19 protein-coding genes are annotated in these 16,970 nt (G+C 50.6%); 11 read left to right on the plus strand and 8 right to left on the minus strand.

Going from position 1 to position 16,970, the window contains the following annotated elements; all coding sequences use genetic code 11:
• Window positions 1-7: 7 nt before the first annotated feature.
• Window positions 8-229 (minus strand): hypothetical protein, encoded by a 222-nt coding sequence (locus tag K0H60_RS00565; protein WP_220056945.1) that lies wholly within the window; start codon window positions 227-229, stop codon window positions 8-10.
• Window positions 230-380: 151 nt separating this feature from the next.
• Here K0H60_RS00565 and K0H60_RS00570 point away from each other — a divergent pair, with 151 nt between their 5' ends.
• Window positions 381-1,424 carry a GlxA family transcriptional regulator gene (locus K0H60_RS00570; RefSeq protein WP_220056946.1) on the plus strand — a complete coding sequence of 348 codons (1,044 nt, stop codon included), beginning with the start codon at window positions 381-383 and terminating at the stop codon, window positions 1,422-1,424.
• A gap of 3 nt (window positions 1,425-1,427) precedes the next feature.
• On the opposite strand, the gene K0H60_RS00575 is transcribed toward K0H60_RS00570, so the two are convergent.
• The 4 genes from K0H60_RS00575 to K0H60_RS00590 form a co-directional block, all read right to left on the minus strand.
• Window positions 1,428-1,688 carry a hypothetical protein gene (locus K0H60_RS00575; protein ID WP_220056947.1) on the minus strand — a complete coding sequence of 87 codons (261 nt, stop codon included), beginning with the start codon at window positions 1,686-1,688 and terminating at the stop codon, window positions 1,428-1,430.
• Between the two features lie 57 nt (window positions 1,689-1,745).
• Window positions 1,746-2,885, minus strand: a complete 1,140-nt coding sequence (locus K0H60_RS00580) for an ABC transporter permease (protein WP_220056948.1) — start codon at window positions 2,883-2,885, stop codon at window positions 1,746-1,748.
• 88 nt (window positions 2,886-2,973) lie between these two features.
• Complete coding sequence (locus tag K0H60_RS00585; RefSeq protein WP_220056949.1) at window positions 2,974-3,708, minus strand: ABC transporter ATP-binding protein; 735 nt, start codon at window positions 3,706-3,708, stop codon at window positions 2,974-2,976.
• 3 nt (window positions 3,709-3,711) lie between these two features.
• Window positions 3,712-5,277, minus strand: a complete 1,566-nt coding sequence (locus K0H60_RS00590) for an alpha/beta hydrolase (RefSeq protein ID WP_434086669.1) — start codon at window positions 5,275-5,277, stop codon at window positions 3,712-3,714.
• Between the two features lie 146 nt (window positions 5,278-5,423).
• Between K0H60_RS00590 and K0H60_RS00595 the strand changes: the two genes are divergently transcribed.
• The 7 genes from K0H60_RS00595 to K0H60_RS00625 all read left to right on the plus strand — a co-directional run bounded on the left by K0H60_RS00595 (window position 5,424) and on the right by K0H60_RS00625 (window position 13,742).
• A complete protein-coding gene (locus tag K0H60_RS00595) occupies window positions 5,424-5,789 on the plus strand; it encodes a GntR family transcriptional regulator (protein ID WP_088212733.1) in 366 nt (121 codons plus the stop codon).
• Window positions 5,790-5,835: 46 nt separating this feature from the next.
• Entirely contained in the window at window positions 5,836-6,699 is an 864-nt protein-coding gene (locus K0H60_RS00600) for an ABC transporter ATP-binding protein (RefSeq protein WP_220056951.1), read from the plus strand.
• A complete protein-coding gene (locus K0H60_RS00605) occupies window positions 6,696-8,006 on the plus strand; it encodes an ABC transporter permease (RefSeq protein WP_220056952.1) in 1,311 nt (436 codons plus the stop codon). Before K0H60_RS00600 ends, K0H60_RS00605 begins: the two co-directional genes overlap by 4 nt.
• A 128-nt stretch (window positions 8,007-8,134) precedes the next feature.
• Window positions 8,135-9,928 (plus strand): AMP-dependent synthetase/ligase, encoded by a 1,794-nt coding sequence (locus K0H60_RS00610; protein ID WP_220056953.1) that lies wholly within the window; start codon window positions 8,135-8,137, stop codon window positions 9,926-9,928.
• Between the two features lie 140 nt (window positions 9,929-10,068).
• On the plus strand, window positions 10,069-12,558 hold the full coding sequence (locus K0H60_RS00615) for a toxin-antitoxin system YwqK family antitoxin (RefSeq protein ID WP_220056954.1): 2,490 nt from the start codon (window positions 10,069-10,071) through the stop codon (window positions 12,556-12,558).
• Window positions 12,559-12,665: 107 nt separating this feature from the next.
• Window positions 12,666-13,076, plus strand: a complete 411-nt coding sequence (locus K0H60_RS00620) for an acyl-CoA thioesterase (protein WP_011624719.1) — start codon at window positions 12,666-12,668, stop codon at window positions 13,074-13,076.
• Window positions 13,077-13,193: 117 nt separating this feature from the next.
• Window positions 13,194-13,742 carry an HPP family protein gene (locus K0H60_RS00625; RefSeq protein WP_037416221.1) on the plus strand — a complete coding sequence of 183 codons (549 nt, stop codon included), beginning with the start codon at window positions 13,194-13,196 and terminating at the stop codon, window positions 13,740-13,742.
• 20 nt (window positions 13,743-13,762) lie between these two features.
• Here K0H60_RS00625 and K0H60_RS00630 read toward each other — a convergent pair whose 3' ends face one another.
• Window positions 13,763-14,026, minus strand: coding sequence for a GNAT family N-acetyltransferase (locus K0H60_RS00630; protein ID WP_220056955.1), 264 nt, complete (start codon window positions 14,024-14,026; stop codon window positions 13,763-13,765).
• A 59-nt stretch (window positions 14,027-14,085) separates the two neighbouring features.
• Window positions 14,086-14,514: an acyl-CoA thioesterase gene (locus tag K0H60_RS00635; protein ID WP_220058097.1), complete on the minus strand. Its 429-nt coding sequence runs from the start codon at window positions 14,512-14,514 to the stop codon at window positions 14,086-14,088.
• Window positions 14,515-14,696: 182 nt separating this feature from the next.
• On the opposite strand from K0H60_RS00635, the gene K0H60_RS00640 reads away from it, so the two are divergent.
• The 3 genes from K0H60_RS00640 (at window position 14,697) to K0H60_RS00650 (ending at window position 16,112) form a co-directional block, all read left to right on the plus strand.
• Window positions 14,697-15,050, plus strand: coding sequence for a MerR family transcriptional regulator (locus K0H60_RS00640; RefSeq protein ID WP_220056956.1), 354 nt, complete (start codon window positions 14,697-14,699; stop codon window positions 15,048-15,050).
• A 71-nt stretch (window positions 15,051-15,121) separates the two neighbouring features.
• Entirely contained in the window at window positions 15,122-15,700 is a 579-nt protein-coding gene (locus tag K0H60_RS00645) for an NAD(P)H-dependent oxidoreductase (protein WP_220056957.1), read from the plus strand.
• Window positions 15,701-15,716: 16 nt separating this feature from the next.
• Window positions 15,717-16,112: a GFA family protein gene (locus K0H60_RS00650; protein WP_220056958.1), complete on the plus strand. Its 396-nt coding sequence runs from the start codon at window positions 15,717-15,719 to the stop codon at window positions 16,110-16,112.
• 61 nt (window positions 16,113-16,173) lie between these two features.
• On the opposite strand, the gene mtnC is transcribed toward K0H60_RS00650, so the two are convergent.
• Complete coding sequence (gene mtnC / locus K0H60_RS00655; RefSeq protein WP_220056959.1) at window positions 16,174-16,854, minus strand: acireductone synthase; 681 nt, start codon at window positions 16,852-16,854, stop codon at window positions 16,174-16,176.
• Between the last annotated feature and the right edge of the window lie 116 nt (window positions 16,855-16,970).

The raw sequence follows: 16,970 nt of genomic DNA on the forward strand, positions 1-16,970 counted from the left end.
CCCAAGCCTAGCTTGGGTTTTTTATTGCCTTGTTAATAGGACTTGGCGTCTTGTTGGTGATCAGCAGCGCCGATACGCCCGTTGCGATAAACAGCACAGGGATAGCGACAAAATGCGCGAAGACATTGGGCGCAATGCTGAAGTTTAACCAGAGCAAGAGTGCCCAAGTGAGGCTGAGTAAGCCAAAGGCCAGTAGACGTTTAAGCTGGCTGAGGGGGCGCTGTGTCATAGTGTCATCCTGTGTGCTGGAGGTTTAAGCACAGTCTAGAAACTCTCACACTGGGCTTGAAGTGTCGTTATTGACAATTTAAAGGTGAGTAGTGACATTTTGTGCCAGTGCGCTAGACTCAATGCATGATGAGACTGGCGAGGGCATTGAGATGAAAAGGATCACTATTTTGGCGACGGACAATACGGTTGCCAGCGGAATTATTGGTTTTCTCGATGTGTTTAGTTTCTGCAATACCTATTGGCGGCGAGTCAATCCTCAGGCCGGGCAAGACCTGTTTGAGTGCCAAGTGGTGTCGAGTCACGGCGGTGATATCTTAACGAATCAAGGCATTAAAGTGCCCGCGGTGGGGCTCAATGCCCCGAGTGATATTCTGCACTCCGATGCGGTGATCTTGGCCTCGGCCATGGTGACCAATAAGAGCGAGTTTCAAAACTATCTCCATGATTTTGAGCCCTTGTTCGAACCATTAAGGCTGTTTACCGCATCCGGCAAACCATTAGCGGCCTATTGCTCCGGCACTCTGATCTTAGCGGCCTCGGGCCTGCTGGATGGGCGAGAGGCGACCACTGTCTGGTGGCTTAACGAGATGTTTCAGCGACATTTTGCCAGGGTGAATCTGCGGATGGACAAGCTGGTGGTGTCCGACGGCCATCTGCATACCGCGGGGGCGACGACCTCGAATATGAGCCTCGCCCTGCATTTAGTGCACATTTTGGTGGGTGAACAGCTAGCAAGCCAGATGGCAAAAATCCTGCTGATTGACCCTAATCGCCAATCCCAACAACCCTTTATGACCATGGAGCTGATGACCTCGAGCCATAAGGATGAGGTGATTTGGAATGTGCAGCAATGGATGCAGCATCATTTAACCGAACCGCTGCTACTGGATGATATCGCTGATAAATTTGCCCTAGGTAAGCGCACTCTTATCCGCCGCTTTAAAAAGGCATTAAACGAAACCCCGGCTAGCTATGTGCAGCGTCTACGGGTGGACGAGGCAAAACGCTTATTGGAAACGACCAGTCTAGGCTTAGAGGAAGTGGTCACCCGTGTGGGTTATGAGGATGTCAGCTCGTTTCGCAAATTATTCATTCAGCTAACGAGCTTAACCCCGAGGGCCTACAGACAACGCTTTAATACCCAGCAATATGAGTTTGATAGCGACAACTGTTGCGAGGCCGAACTGCATTAGTGGCTATTTTAGCGCATCGATCTGCTGCGCCAGCGTGCTTTGCTGGGCGTTGTGTTCAGTGTCTGTAACTATGCGCTCCAGCACTTGCACACGCTCGATAAGCACCTGATTCTGTAAGCTCAACTGAGTAAGTTTATCCTCAAGCTGTCGATCGTTGCCGCCACCCAATTGGCGGATTTTTAGATAATGCTTAAACATTTCGGTGGCACTTATGCCCACCACAAAAGTCACCATGATCACCATCAGCACATATTCGTTTTCCATAACAGGCTCCTTTAACCCTATTCGAGGGCGCAGCGCACCCTCTGCGGGTCGATAGCGTTATAAACCGAAGACTACCTTTTCACTCTTTAAGGATTTTTCCATGCCAAACGCTAATACGAAGGCGATGGCTAGGGTGCCCAGCGTCGATACCAGCAATTGCAGCATATTCATGTCCTTACCTTTGATAAAGTCCATCAGCGCCTGTTGCTGACCCGAAACGGGCAGCCATTGCAGTATGTCCGGCGCTATGTTGTAGCTGGCCGCCATGGACAGCGCTAAGGGCACAAACAACACCATGGTCAGGTAGGACTGGGCTTCCTTAAAGGTTTTCGCCATAAAGGACACAAACAATTGCAGACAGGCGGCCATCAGCGCGACGGGAATACCGACCAGCAGCATTAACACCATAAATTCGTTGGTGATGCTGACGCTAAAACCGAGCTCCTGCCAAGGCACGAAGGTATAGGCGACCTTAGACACGAGTAGAATCAACACTAAACCGAGTAGGGCAAATAGGCCGACGGCGATGATTTTAGAGAGCACTAATTGGCGCGTGGTCAGCGGATGGCTGAGTAACAATGCCAAGGAGTTACGCTCACGCTCACCGGCGCTGGTATCGATGGCCAGATTCATCCCCGAGATAAACACTGAGTAAATCATAGTGAAAATGGCGATACCTAAGATCATCCCGCCCTTAGAGTCGGTTGTGGCTTGGTCATGCACATTCACTTTCAGCGGCTGCACTACTCGAGGGTCAATGCCACGGGCGATTAGGCGCAGGCTGCCCATTTCGGCGCTATAGGCCTGTAACTGTTTCTCTAAGCGACGAATCGAGTTTTGCAGTTTTTCCTCTGAATTATCGGCCACGATAGTGATCTCGGCGCCTTTGCCTTGGTTCATCTGCTTGGCATAGTCGGGGCTGATAATCAGCTCTATGGCTTTCAGATCCTTCGCGCCAGCTTCGCCTTGTGTAATCCCCTTGTTAGATAAAAAACGCACTAAATCCGGTGCTTTGTCGGGATTAGTGATGCTGATTTTGAGATCGTCCGGGCTAGTCAGCTGGCCGATAAGCACCATAAACAGGCCGCACATGATCAGCGGCGTACCGATGGCGTAGTAGAGTCCCGCCATCACAGAGCGTTTATCGCGGGCGGCGTCTATCAGTTCCTTGCGAACCATTGCGATGATTTTGTTCATGATTATTCCTTATCCCAAGTTTATCTGTTCGCTATTAAGTCGAAGCAGGCGTTATCGCAATTTGTGTGAGCGTTAATGCTGTGAGTCATCATGCGGCAATCCCCTCATCGGTACCGATCAGCTGGATAAAGGCATCTTCGAGTGAGGCCTTACCCGTTTGCGCGCAGAGTTGCTCTGGGCTGCCGATGGCGACCACTCGGCCCTGCGCCATCACGATCACTTGGTCGCACAAGGCCGCGACTTCCTGCATCACATGGCTGGAAAACAGCACGCAATGCCCTTGATTCTTAAGGTCGATAAGAATGTCGCGCAGCAAGCGAGTGCTCATCACATCGAGTCCGCGGGTCGGCTCGTCGAGGATAATATTGCTCGGGCTGTGGACTATGGCCTGGGCGAGGGCGGTCTTCATTCTTTGCCCTTGGGAGAAGCCTTTACAGCGGCGATCGCTGATATCTTCGAGGCGCAGTTTGGCGATGACATTATCTGTGGCCGCCTTGGCATTGCTCGCGGATAAACCGCTGAGCTCGGCAAAGTAACGGATATATTCCCGCGGCGTTAAGCGCTCATACAGACCGAACGGGTCGGGGAATAAGCCTAGTTGCTGCTTAGCGCCAATCGGGTCGATGGCAACGTCGATACCTTCAATTTCAGCCGTGCCGGTATCGGGCTTTAACAGACCGAAAATCGTGCGTAAACAAGTGGTTTTACCCGCGCCATTGGGGCCGAGCAGGCCGGTGATCTGGCCGTTTTCGGCCACGAAGCTCAAATCGTTTAAGGCCTGCACTTCACCGATGCGCTTAGAAAGATGGGATACTTTGATCATGACTTACTCCTTGGCTCCAGTGCTGGGCTTATCCTTGGGCTTATCTTGGGAAGAGTGGGTTGCATCTTCGGTCGCGAGTGGCTCAACCGAGCTGGCATTTAAATAGAAGCTACGGCGCACATCCTTCTTCAAACATTCACCATCGAGATCTTTGACCGAACCAGTACGCACTAACTCGGCGACTAAATTATTGGCGCAGGACTGATAGGCCACACCATGGGTCGCATAAGGGGCGACAAAGTGTTTGGCGTTGGTGAGTTTTTCCATCGCCAGTTCTCCCCAGCTCGGTGGGGTTGCTGGGTCAATTTCGCCCGATAGCAACAGGGTGGGGATATCACTCTTGATAGGCTCGCTAAAGTTGGCATCGACTGGCGGCACCTTCCACACAGAGCACGATGCCTCTAAGCTTTCGAGCATGGTTTTGCCAACATAGGAGGTTTTGGCCTGTTCGCGCATCGCAGGGGTGATGCGATGTATGTCTTCACCGCAGACGACTGAGGCGTGCATGCCCATCGCCATACCCGCGCCATCCGTGGTTAAGGCAAATAACCCGAGTAGCGGTTGGTAGTTACCCTTGGCGGCCTGATGAATTGCATGGGGCACTAAGGCGCGCACATTGGTTTGATACAGTGCCATGCGGATCGCACCGTAAAACTTCGCGCGGGTCATAGTGAGTAGGGTCTTTTCTCCCGTCACTGGGTCGTGCACCGGCTCCATCACCGGCCCTTGGCTGAGTTTAGCAACCACTTGGTCAAACTCGGCTTTGAGCTCAGGAAACTCGGCATGGCAGGCGGCTGTTTCTTGGCAGTCTTTAAACAGCAAGTCAAAGCCGCGCTCAATTGCCGAGCCAATCTCCAATACGCTCTGCTGCATCGGCACTATACCGTCTAAGGTGACTGTGGCTAAGTGCTCGGGATATAAGCGCATATAGAGCTGCGCCATACGCGTGCCGTAGGAAATGCCGTAGAGGTGCAGCTTCTTGTAGCCTAAGTGGGCGCGTACGGCCTCGAAGTCTTGCACCGCATTGAGACTGCCGTATTGGGTGACATCAGTATCGGGGAATTGATCGCGGCATTTTTGCGCCTCGGCGAGGGTATCGACATTATCATCGTCGAAGGACAGTGGCGATTGCGGGCCTGCGTCACAATTGAGCACATTGGAGCGCCCCGTTCCGCGTTGATCGATAAGCAGAATATCGCGCTGCTGGCGCACTTTGTTGAGCATACTATCGAAGCCTGCCGCATTATCTATGGCCGATTGACCCGGGCCACCGGCGATCGCCAGTAAGGCTTCTTCGTGGTTGACGTTTTTCACCGCGGGCAAGACCACATAATGCACTTGGATTTGCTTGCCATCGGGCTTGTTAGGGTTTTCGGGCACAGTGACAAAGCCGCAGTTTAAGCGGTCTGATACACCTTCAACGTAACAGGTGTTGGCGGATTCAGTTGGCTTCACTGAGTTGTCGCTGCCCCAAGTCGCGGCGCTACCCATGGCGAGCATCAGCGCACTCAAACTGATGATGCTTCTGCTTAATCTGCCCGAGTGCTGGCGCGTATCAACGCGCTTCATTGCCACGTCAGCGCTGGCATTATGGGACTTCCTGTGGATCATGCTATCTATCATGAGCGCTTTCCTTTTTGCATTTCAGGATGAGTGTGTTACTTTAAATACAGTGTATCGGTGTATCAATGTATTAATACAGTGTGTAAAGACTAATGTTAGAACTTTTAAATGTCAACCCCAGCAGTGGTGAGCCAATTTACAAGCAATTACACGAGCAAATCGTGCGCTTGATTGTGGGCGGACAACTGCAAGAGGAAGACGTATTACCCTCAGTACGCCAAATTGCTGAATATCTTGCGGTCAATCCGATGACGGTGTCCCGCGCGATTCAGCAATTGGTCGATCAGGGTTGGCTAGAGCGCCGCCGAGGTCAGGCGACAAGGGTCGCCGCGCGCAGCGAGGCGATGGAGTCGGGCGTGAGTCTGCTCGAGCCGCAATTAGATGCGCTGCTGGCACAGGCAAAGCAGCTGGGCGTGAGTCTGCCCGAGTTACTGCAATTGATTAATGAGCGCTGGTAGCCTGAGTCGAGCTAAGCGAAAACGAGAATAAAAAGGACGCAATTCGATGGACCAAGACTTTACCCCAATACTAGCGTTTTCTAACGTAAACAAAGTGTTTCGCGGCAAAGGTGCCAGCGAAAAACGTGCGCTCAAGGATCTGACCTTACGTTTATCGGCCGGTATGGTGGTGGGTCTATTGGGACAAAACGGTGCGGGTAAATCGACCCTAATGCGCTGCGCTTTGGGGATCCTCTCGCCGGATTCGGGTGAAATCCGCACCTTAGGCGAAACGCCGGAGCAGCTCTCCTCGGCGGCTAAGGAACGCCTCGGCTATGTGCCGCAGCAACCCTTTGGTTATGAAGGTTTTACCGTTGAACGCGCCCTCGATTTGCACCGCAGTTTTTATCCCCACTGGGACATGCAGTTAGAGCAGGATTGGCTCGCCCGTTTTGAATTAGATGTGACTCAACAGGTGCAACGCCTGTCCGTTGGTCAGCGCCAATCCTTAGCCTTGATCATGGCGATGGCCTATCGTCCCGAGTTACTGATCCTCGATGAACCCGTGGCCAGCCTCGACCCGATAGTCAGGCGCAAGTTTATGGTCGATTTGTTCGACTTGGCCCTCGAATCCGGCTCGGCCGTGTTGTTTTCATCCCATATCACCTCAGATTTAGAGCGGGTGGCGAGCCATGTCGCCCTGATTAAGCAGGGCGAGTTAGTGCTGTTTAAGGAGATCGATGCCCTGAGGGAAGAGGTACGTTTAGTCAAACTCGCGGACGGCGCCGAGTTGCCGGAGCAGGTGCGTATCCTCAGCCGCGATGGCGATTCTGTGCTGGTGGACAGGGGCGATATTGAGCTTAATTTCTCCGGTGTGCTGCGCAGTGAGGCGCTGAATTTGGAGCAACTCTTTGTGGAGCTGCACAAATGAGTGCCGCTAAACCCTTAGTGCAGGTACCTGAAAAACTGGGGACGCACCATTCGATTAATCCCTTTAACGGCATGTTGCGCCTGTGGTTGTTTGATGTCGGCAGTGTGAGTTTTCTCGGCACTGGCATATTTGGCTTAGTGCTGAGTATCTTGGCCGGATGGGCGGGGCAGAAAGAGAGTTTCGATATCTTCGTTGCCATGGCTGTCGTTTCGACTTCGGCGGCCGTGGCTTGGCAGCTTATTCGTTTGATGGCCAATGAGTGTTCGATATTAATTCCCCGTTATCGACAGAATGTGTTTATCCAATGCGAAGTGATGCTTATCGGTGTATTTAGTTTAGCCGTGCTGCTTTGCGTGTTGTATGACTTCACCTCGAGCCTGTCATTATTGGTATTTGCGCAAGGGATAAGCCTAGGCTTTATTCTGCTGTGTTTGTTGCAAACCCAGTGGTTTTACAGCTCATTTTTACTGTTTATCTTAGTGCCATTTTCCAGCGATTTAGCCGAGCAAGTGCCGCTGTGGCTGAGTTTAGCCGTGTTGTTTGTATTAGCCGCCTTGATTTGGCGCCGATGTCTAGTGTTACCTTGGCGGGTGGAGGCGCGCAGCGTGTACCTCAATGGACTCGAGATGGGCTGGTTTTGGTTGCCGAGTCTGCAATCGATGCGAATGTTGAGCCGATTAGAGCGCTACCTGCATCCGGTGAACTTCTTTATTGGTCCTATGCTGACGGTGTTGTTACTGTTGCTCCCTGTGCTGACGATAGTGCTTGGGGTGTTATCCCATGAACTGCATTGGAACTTCCCTGTGTTACTGCTGTTGGCGCAGTTTAGTGTGATCGGCTGCTCGCTAGTGCACTGGAGCCGGGTGCAGCGCTCTCGGGCAACAGAATTGCTCTTATTACTGCCGGGTTTCGATGGCCGTGCTGGTTTAGTCAAAGCCTTTGCCCGTGGGCAGCAACGATTACTGTATTTCATCTGCATAGGCATTTTGCTCTCGAGTCTGTTTATCACTTGGCTCAATGGCAACATGACATTGGCCTTGCTGGCGCACTTAGTCATGAGCACTTATTGGGCCTGCGCCTTAGTGTTAGGGCTAGGCTGCCTGTGCCGCCGAGTATTACAGGTGAGCCTAACCATGCTGGTGGTCGTGGGGCATTCAATCTGGGTGTCTATTAGCCTTGCAGCGCTGCAACATGAGGGCAGCCTGTTTTATTGGTCGCTGGGTAATATTTTACTGATGATCCTTGGGCAAATCGCACTGTATTGGGGCAGTAAAAAGCTCTGGCAGGGCGACATTACCGGACTCTAATTGCCCTGAAATGGCGTGATTGGGGCGACATTTGCACAAGATTAGAGCAAAAACTCTTAGTTTTTAGCTTGCCTTCAGGTAGAATGCCGCAAAAGCGGTACACTTGTAAGCTAAAAGGTGAGTCACTCATGTCTCTCGAACAATATCACGTAATTCGACTATTACAGCAGCAAAGCCAGTCATTAAAAGAGGCTATCGCGCTGGAAGGTTTTGAAATGGCTGCGCCTTGGCATCAAGTCAGTTGGCAGGCATTCGATCAAATCAGCCATAAAATTGCACAGGTGTTGATTGAACTTGGCGTACAAGTGCAAGACCGTTGCGTGATCCTGTCGCAAAACTGCCCCCAATGGACCTGTGCCGACATAGGTACCCTGAAAAGCCGTGCCGTTGTGGTACCTATCTATCCAACCAGCACCTTAGAGCAGGCCAGTTTTATCATTAATGATGCGGCGGCCAAGGTGATTTTTGTCGACGATGCTAAGCAATATGCGCTGGCCTGTGAGTTGCAAAAACAGTGTCCGACCCTAGAGCATGTGATTGTGTTCGACGCGAGTGTTGAGCTGGCGCAGGACAACGCCCAACATCAGCATTTAGACAGCTTATTAGCCAAAGAATACGACCAGAGTGCTGAGCTTGAGCAGCGCTTAAAGGATGCCAATCTCGACGATCTGTTAACCCTGATTTATACCTCTGGTACCACGGGCGACCCTAAGGGCGTGATGTTGGATTACCGCAATATGGCTTCGACTGTGCGTCAGCACGATCAGATCCTGCCGTTTACCACTGGCGATGTGTCGTTAGCTTTCCTACCGCTAAGCCATGTGTTTGAGCGTGGTTGGAGCTTCTACGTGCTGTGCCGTGGTGGCCACAATGTGTACTTGCAAAACACCCAAAGAGTGAAAGAGGCTATCAGCGCCGTGCGTCCGCATACCCTGTGTGTGGTGCCGCGTTTCCTCGAGAAAGTTTATAGCGCAGTGCAGGATAAGGTCGCTAAATCCGCCGAAGGCCGTAAAAAACTGTTCGCCTGGGCCATGGGCGTCGGCGAGCGTCAGTTTGAGGTGAGCCAAGGCCGCGCTAAGGGTGGCTTGTGGTTATCCTTGCAATGGCGTTTAGCGCACAAGCTGGTTTACAGCAAGTTGCAAGCCGTGCTCGGTGGCCGCTTAAAGTTTATGCCCTGCGGTGGCGCCGCCCTCGATTTAAACGTAGCGTCTTTCTTCCATGCCATTGGTATTCCAGTACTTTGTGGTTACGGCATGACGGAAACGAACGCGACTGTGACCTGTAATACTTTAGATAACCGGGTTGCGGGTTCGAACGGTAAAGTATTGCCCGAAATCGAGGTGAAGCTAGGTAAGGACGATGAGATTTTAGTCCGTGGCGATACCGTGATGCGCGGTTATTACAATCGCCCTGAAGATACCGCAGCTGCCTTCGAAGGTGGCTGGTTGAAGACCGGCGATGCGGGGCGACTCGATGCCAATGGTAATTTATTTATTACCGACCGCATCAAAGAGTTAATGAAAACCTCTAACGGTAAATACATTGCACCGCAGCGGGTTGAAGGCACTGTGGGCCGTTGCCCCTTTATCGAACAAGTGGCTGTGATTGCCGATGCCCGTAACTATGTGACGGCGCTGATTGTGCCCGCCTTTGAATCCCTCGAAGCTTGGGCCAAGGATAAGGGCCTGAAATACGAGTCGCCTATCGAGCTGCTGCGTCATAGCCATGTGGTTGAGCATTTCGAGCAGCGCTTAAAGCATTTGCAGCAAGAATTGGCGGGGTTTGAGCAAATCAAAAAGTTTACCCTGCTGCCAGAAGCCTTTTCGATGGAGGCGGGATTAATCACCCCGACGCTGAAATTGCGCCGCAAAATGATTTATCACAAGTACGCCCATGAAATTAATGCTATGTACAATAATTGATTGTTAAAGCTTTGATCCTAAAAGGCCGCTTTGCGGCCTTTTTTGTGTCAGCTACTTCCTGAAGCACCGGACTTCGCTTAAAATTCGCCCCGCTTACTGGTGCGCACGAGGCGCAAGGTGTCGGTGTTAAGGATAGTTAAATGGAACTTTCGATTCGTCGTTTATGCGCCGCAGTTGGTGCGGTGTTGCTCTCTTCTTTTGCGGTTATTCCTGCTGCACTTGCGGCGGAATATGACAAAATGGTTCACGGTCCCGTGGATCTTCCCAATGGCCAATGGCTCAATTTTTATCAAAAAGATCAACAGGTGTGGGGCGAAATGCTCTACGGCGATGCGCCTGGTGTGCGCATTGACGATTACGGCCGCGCCGAAATCGTGGCGGTGTTTTACTATGACTTCGACAAAGGCGGCACTAAAGAAGTGATCGTCATGCTCAAGGATGCCGATGGCCAGCATCTGCGGGGTTATGGTTTTGAGGGCGAGGAGTTGACTAAACTGCCGCGCCTGCAAGCCGTGCTCGATGAAGTCGCACCCACCATTAGCACCTTTACCGTCGGCGGCGTTCGCAAAGTATTAAGCCAGTTGCCGCCGCAGCAGTACCGCATGACCTATGAGGCTGAGGGTGTCCAAGATCCTGACATCAAAGCGATTCTTGATGGTACCTCTAAGCTCAAACCGACCTTAATTGGCTATCGCAATTCTGAAGGCACGGCAACGGATATCAAAACCGCAGTGGAATACAAGCTGCGCTATCCCCTGACTCGCACCGATAAGGATGCCGAGGGGCGTGAACGAAAATACAGTCTGGTGGCAACTTTTGATCGCAGCGCCTACGTCGAAGAAGATAGTAGCTTTATGCTGGTTGCCATTGGCTACGAGGCCGACGACATCGATTGGCTTAAAAATGGCAGCGAAAAAATCCCGCGAACAGGGCCTTTTTACGAATTCATGAGCATGGGTAGTACTTGGGCTGGTGTTGCCAGTGAAGCCCATTATGTGCAGGGTGAGCTGGATGGCCACTTTGCCGCCTACGATGCCCGCAATGGCAGTGTGATGTATGCCGGTGACTATAAGCTGGGTAAGCAAGTGGGTAAGTGGATTGAAGCCGACAGCCGTGAAACCTACTGGGAAGGCGAGTACCTCGATGGTAAGAAACAGGGCAAATGGGTGTTGCAGTCCATTATGGATGACGCCGATAACTACGGCTTTATCCACTACAACAAGGGCGTGCCAGATGGCCCGAGTGAAATCTATACCCCAGATTACGAGTCCAGCACCGAAGGCGCGAAAAAGTTGTCCGAAAAGGGCATTTATCTCAATGGCGTAAAAGATGGCGAGTGGCTTGAGTCCGATGGCAGCAAAGGCCAATACCAAAAGGGTGTGAAACAAGGCGCTTGGGTGGAAAAGGTCACCCAAGGGGATTATCGCTTTCAAACTGGTGAAGGCCGCTACCTCGATGGTAAACGTTCAGGCACTTGGGTATATATTCGAACGCCCGATGAGAACGATGCTTTTACCACGAAGCAATCAGTGACTTATCTCTATAAGACCGAAGTCAACTATGAGAATGGTCTACGCCAAGGTGAGGCTAAATTATTCAATAAAGATAATTTTATGTTCGCCCTTAAGCATTACGATAAGGGCCGTCTCCACGGAGAAAGTCTATGGTATTCAGCGCCAAATATCGTCAGCAATGTTGCCAACTATCGTCAAGGTGAGTTGGATGGCGCACAAATGTGGCTCGAGCCTAACGGCGATCTCAATGAGTTGAGCCAATATAAGTTTAATGACGCCGTAACACTTAAACCCTCGCAGGATGAATGCATGATGCGAAAAGAGCCCTACGCAGGTGATTGTGAGGGCGTATTAAGCGCAAAAAATGCTGAAACTAGCTCGATTAAAGACGGTGAGCAGCGAGTGTATCGCGGCGGCCAACTATCCGAATTAAGCTATTACACCAATGGGTCGGTTGATAAAGAATATCGATTCGATTCCAACGGTCGCTTAACGTCTCTGCAGACCTATAAAGCGGGTCAGGAATACGGGCCAAGCATCCGCTATTCCACCGACGGCGGCTATTCGCTCGTCCAATATGGTCATCTTATCAATAACCGTCTTTCTGGCCCCCATTACACTTTCTATCCAAACGGCCAGTTAAAGAGTTTGTGGAACTATTGCCAGCAAGAAGGTGAAACCTGGAACGGTGAACCCTATTTCTGGGATAACGCCATTGCGCGCTGCGGTATCCAGCGGGAATATTTTGATAATGGTGCCGTGAGTTGTATCGAGGATCTCGACGGCAATTATGCCGTGGATAAAGTCTGTTATGACCAGAATGGTAAGTTAGCCAGTGAAATGCTGCGTATCGATGAGCAGCATGTGGTGCATAAGCGCTATATGAACGGGGTTATCTATCAAGAGGAACCCGGGTTCTCGGATTTTTCCCATGTGACTAAGGGGCGCAAAATCTATCACTTAGAAAACCCGAAAAGCCATGGTGTGTTTAAGTCCTACGACAGTAGTGGCAAGCTCAAATACGAAAAAATCTATGAGATGGGTAAGGCTGGTTGTATGAAAAAGTACGATGCCAATGGCAAGCAAACCCCTGAGACCGCGAGCTGCCAGTTCTAGCATCGCGCTTCTTATTTCTGTTAGGCTTGGTAGGGATAAACAGGGTAAGCGCCTCGTTTATCCCATTTACAGCATAAAAGTATAAGAACAACAAAAGGGAAGTTTGCATGTCAGTCACCGAATACAGCCTCGAAATCCACCCAAGATTTACCGAAACCGATGGCCTAGGTCATATCAACAACACAGTGATCCCCGTGTGGTGCGAGGCGGCGCGCACACCAATCTTCGAGATTTTTAATCCCGAGTTGGATTTGCATCAGTGGAATCTCATAGTGGCAGGCTTTACTGTGGCCTTTATCGCGCCGACTTACTACGGCAAGAGCGTGACGGTGAAAACCTATGTCAGCCGTATCGGCAATAGCAGCTTCGAGCTGACTCAAACCTGTTGGCAAGCGGGTAATAAAACCGCCGAAGTGAAAACCACCTTAGTGCACTACGACTACAGCTGCGAAAAGAGCCGCCCCATCCCCGAAGATATTCGTGAAATCTTAGCTAGCCTTAATGGCGAAGCTGCTTAAGTCTGATATTCGCTTTCACCGCACAATTGCAATTGCGCGGTGAAAACGTTAACGTGGCGGCCGCAAATGTGATGCGGATCACTTATCCGCGCCTTTATTCCCCCGGCCGGATTTAGCATGAGATTTTACTTCACCCGAATGCGTTCTAAGGACATCTGTCCGCCACGACAACCCCTGAAAAAGATCGTTTGGTCATGGGTAGGGGCTTTTTGTGGCATTTATCTAGTCGCCAGTCTCGCTACTTATATGGGCGATAATCTGCTCGGCACCATGTTTGTGATTGGCTCATTTGGGGCGTCGGCGGTATTAGTCTACGGTGCGCCGCTGGCAGAGTTTTCTCAGCCACGTAACTTGATTGGCGGCAGTGTGTTATCGGCACTGATTGGTGTGGCTGTGTATCAAGTATTTGCCGACTATATGGTGCTCGCGAGTGCGTTAGCGGTATCACTTGCCATCGCATTGATGTATTTAACTCGCACGCTGCACCCTCCGGGCGGCGCAACGGCATTAATTGCTGTGATAGGCGGCGAGAACGTGCATCAACTCGGGTTTCTCTATGCCTTGATGCCAGTCTTTCTCGGCTCACTACTGCTATTGCTGGTGGCGCTAGTCGTGAATAACCTCTCCACCGATCCGAAACGCCACTATCCAGTGTATTGGATTTAGCTTACCTGTTGCGAAGCCCGTTATTTCAAAAACTTCTGCACATACCAACAGCTGGCTTCTATCTCAAAATCTTGGGCTTTGGCCCATTTCAGGCCATGGCGAACTAAACGTTCGGCAAGGCCTTTGCCGCGTAGCTCGTCGGGCACAAAGGTACGGTTAAAGTCGATGTGCTGGCCATTGAGTCGGTATTCCAGCACGGCTTCATGCCCGTCAACGGGGATCACAAAGCGTTGTTGATCCTGTTGATGCTCAACAACGACTTCTATTGGCGTTTTTTCTGACATACAGCCTCCCTCTGATTTGGCCTAAAGTGTTATGGCAATGTCGCCATAGACTCGGTAGCTTAAGCTTGCTCGTGTTGTTTAAGAATGGCGAGTAATTCCGTGGGAAGCTCGGCTTTTTGGCCAGTTTTAAAGTTAAACATCACAGCGACCGAAGTGCCTAGGGTCGTTATGGCCTGTTGCTGTTTACTAAATGACTGATAATGCATGGTAAATCTGTCACTTTGAATATCGCTGATACTCACACTGACCAATAGGGTATCGGGGAAGGTTACAGGGCGTTTATAGCGGGCCTGATTTTCGCTAATCACTGGACCGACACCGGATTTATACAGGGCATCGAGTGGAAAGAGGCGGTTGAAAAAGTCGATACGTGCGGTTTCAAAATAACGGAAATAGACCACGTTGTTGACGTGTTGCAGCGCATCCATTTCGCCCCAAGCCACGGGGATTTCGGTCACTATAGGGTGCTGTGCGAGAAACTTTTCCATTGGACTTAGTGTTGGACTTTCCATTGCATTACTCATAGTCAAAAGCTCTAGTTAAAACGCTCGTTTAAGAAGCCAGACTAGCAGTATAAAGTGCGAGCGACAAGCCTAAAGCGTAGTGATATGCTGGCAAAGGGCGGCAGATTTATGATGATTTTTTCAATTATTTTAATGGATTAAATACTATGTATATTGGTGCTGTGGCGAAGCAAACAGGCCTATCAATCAAGGCGATTCGCCTCTACGAGGAGTGGGGGCTGATCAGTGCGCCGATCCGTAAGGGGCGTTATCGCACTTATAGTGCAACCGATATAAAGCAGTTATTGCTGATCAAAGAGGCCAAAACCTTAGGTATCAAACTCTCGCAACTGAAGGACTTGCTTACCGAGGGTGAACAGGCGGCGCAGCTTGAGTCTGTGCTGCAGTTTTTATTGCATATCAAAGCCGATTTCCTACGGCAGATTAGCGAATTAGAAGATAAATTAGTCAGGCTCGACGCTTGTATTGATGGTTTGGATACCTGCGAATCCCGCGCGTAATTGTGGGCTTGACTCTGCCCCTAGGGGCAGAGCTTAAGCTGTTGTCATATTGAATACTCAAGGTTTTTACTATGACAAAAAAGATACTGGTGGTTTCTGGCCATCCCAAACCCGATAGCCTGTGTGAACATTTAGCAGACACTTACGCCAAGGCCGCTGGCGAGTCGCATTCGGTGCGCCTATTAAAACTTAGCGAGTTGGAATTTGAGCCTAATTTGGCGCAGGGGTACCATCAACAACAGCCATTAGAGGCGGATCTGCAACGCTTTCAACAGGCTATTCTCTGGGCCGACCATGTTGTGATTGTGGTGCCCATTTGGTGGGGCAGCGTACCTGCTAAGTTTAAAGGATTAATTGATCGAACATTTTTACCTGGTTTTGCCTTTCAGTATCAGCAGGGAAAAACCTTTCCCGATCGACTGCTCAAGGGGAAAACCTCACGCATTATCATGACCATGGATACGCCGCCTTGGTATTACAAGTGGTTCCAAGGCGCGCCCGCCCTAAAGCAATTAGATATCGCAACCTTAGTCTTTAGTGGCTTTAAGCGCGCTAAGAGCCAAATGCTGGGGCCTGTGATCAATGCCAAGGCGCTGCAAGTGCAAAACTGGCAAGCGCAAGTTGAACGGCAAGGCAGATTGGGGCGTTAATCAACAAGGAGCTTAAGTGATTAAACACGTTGGCAATACTCAGATCCAAGCCAAGCATCTCGCCAGTTGCCATTGTGGCGCCGTGGTATTGGAATTATCGCTGCCCAATGGCATTGAAAAGCCGAGGCGTTGTGATTGCTCAATCTGTCGGCGCAAGGGCGCTATCGTCGGCTCAGTGCCGCTGGCGGGATTGAAGATTATCAAAGGCGAGAACGTATTAAAGTGCTACAAATTTAATACCAAAACCGCCAAACATTACTTCTGCTCTGTGTGCGGTATCTATACCCATCATCAAAGGCGCTCTAATCCCAATGAATATGGCTATAACCTTGGTTGCCTCGAAGGCGTGAATCCTTACGAATTAGGCGATGTGCCCGTTTGCGATGGGGTGAATCACCCTGCGGACAGGTAGGTTTGGTTGCCTGATAAACAAAAAGCGACCCTAGGGTCGCTTTTTATGTGCTGTGTCGGTGTTACTCGATCACTAGCTCATCGAAACTGTTGATAGTGCGAAAATCGCCAGTGCGTTGTTTGCTTTCGCGCACCATTTGGCAGGTCATCATGCCTGCGGCTTCTGCGGCTTTAAGCTCTTCAACCACGTCAGACACAAACAGCACTTGCTTAGGACTTAGGCTGATGGTGTTGAGTATGTTGGCGTAGGCTTGTTTATCTAATTTGTTACCGGTACGGGTATCAAAATGGCCGCTAAACATCTCGGTTAAATCGCCGCCATCACTGTGGCTGAACAGCAGTTTTTGGGCTTCAACCGAACCCGAAGAGAAACTGTAAATACGCAGTTTTTGCGCGCTAAAACGGCTAACCGCTTCGATAAAGTCGGGGAAGATATGGCCTGTAAATTCGCCATGGGCGTAACCTTGCTTCCAAATCAAACCCTGTAGGGTTTTGAGTGGGGTCACTTTGCGGTCTTCATGCACCCATTGCTGCAAAATTTCAGTCACGCGGGCTAAATCGGCATCGGGTTCGAGGGCGATATCTCGGGTGTCGCAGATACAGTTTTCCACCAAGACATTGTGTTGGTTCTGCGCTAAAAAGTCTGGTAAGGCTTTGACAGAATAGGGGAATAGCACATCTTGGATAAAGGTTAGGTCTGTCGTGGTGCCTGCTGTGTCTACGACTATGGCTCTGATACCCATAATGTTTTGATACTCCACAATATGTTGGCTAAAAAATGCAACCCCGATCCTAAGCGTTATTGGGGGAATTGGCTAGTGGATTTCGCCCTTAGACCGTGGGAGATTGTGCACCATAT

The organism is Shewanella mangrovisoli (assembly GCF_019457635.1).
GTDB lineage: Bacteria > Pseudomonadota > Gammaproteobacteria > Enterobacterales > Shewanellaceae > Shewanella > Shewanella mangrovisoli.

What these genes read in the sequence shown, in the direction of transcription:
- K0H60_RS00570 (WP_220056946.1), top strand. Translation starts at nt 381, where the DNA reads ATGAAAAGGATCACTATTTTGGCGACGGACAATACGGTTGCCAGCGGA.
- K0H60_RS00610 (WP_220056953.1), top strand. Translation starts at nt 8,135, where the DNA reads ATGTCTCTCGAACAATATCACGTAATTCGACTATTACAGCAGCAAAGC.
- mtnC (WP_220056959.1), bottom strand. Translation starts at nt 16,854, where the DNA reads ATGGGTATCAGAGCCATAGTCGTAGACACAGCAGGCACCACGACAGAC.
- K0H60_RS00645 (WP_220056957.1), top strand. Translation starts at nt 15,122, where the DNA reads ATGACAAAAAAGATACTGGTGGTTTCTGGCCATCCCAAACCCGATAGC.
- K0H60_RS00630 (WP_220056955.1), bottom strand. Translation starts at nt 14,026, where the DNA reads ATGTCAGAAAAAACGCCAATAGAAGTCGTTGTTGAGCATCAACAGGAT.
- K0H60_RS00635 (WP_220058097.1), bottom strand. Translation starts at nt 14,514, where the DNA reads ATGGAAAAGTTTCTCGCACAGCACCCTATAGTGACCGAAATCCCCGTG.
- K0H60_RS00640 (WP_220056956.1), top strand. Translation starts at nt 14,697, where the DNA reads ATGTATATTGGTGCTGTGGCGAAGCAAACAGGCCTATCAATCAAGGCG.
- K0H60_RS00590 (WP_434086669.1), bottom strand. Translation starts at nt 5,277, where the DNA reads ATGAAGCGCGTTGATACGCGCCAGCACTCGGGCAGATTAAGCAGAAGC.
- K0H60_RS00595 (WP_088212733.1), top strand. Translation starts at nt 5,424, where the DNA reads ATGTTAGAACTTTTAAATGTCAACCCCAGCAGTGGTGAGCCAATTTAC.
- K0H60_RS00600 (WP_220056951.1), top strand. Translation starts at nt 5,836, where the DNA reads ATGGACCAAGACTTTACCCCAATACTAGCGTTTTCTAACGTAAACAAA.
- K0H60_RS00625 (WP_037416221.1), top strand. Translation starts at nt 13,194, where the DNA reads ATGAGATTTTACTTCACCCGAATGCGTTCTAAGGACATCTGTCCGCCA.
- K0H60_RS00620 (WP_011624719.1), top strand. Translation starts at nt 12,666, where the DNA reads ATGTCAGTCACCGAATACAGCCTCGAAATCCACCCAAGATTTACCGAA.
- K0H60_RS00585 (WP_220056949.1), bottom strand. Translation starts at nt 3,708, where the DNA reads ATGATCAAAGTATCCCATCTTTCTAAGCGCATCGGTGAAGTGCAGGCC.
- K0H60_RS00605 (WP_220056952.1), top strand. Translation starts at nt 6,696, where the DNA reads ATGAGTGCCGCTAAACCCTTAGTGCAGGTACCTGAAAAACTGGGGACG.
- K0H60_RS00565 (WP_220056945.1), bottom strand. Translation starts at nt 229, where the DNA reads ATGACACAGCGCCCCCTCAGCCAGCTTAAACGTCTACTGGCCTTTGGC.
- K0H60_RS00580 (WP_220056948.1), bottom strand. Translation starts at nt 2,885, where the DNA reads ATGAACAAAATCATCGCAATGGTTCGCAAGGAACTGATAGACGCCGCC.
- K0H60_RS00575 (WP_220056947.1), bottom strand. Translation starts at nt 1,688, where the DNA reads ATGGAAAACGAATATGTGCTGATGGTGATCATGGTGACTTTTGTGGTG.
- K0H60_RS00615 (WP_220056954.1), top strand. Translation starts at nt 10,069, where the DNA reads ATGGAACTTTCGATTCGTCGTTTATGCGCCGCAGTTGGTGCGGTGTTG.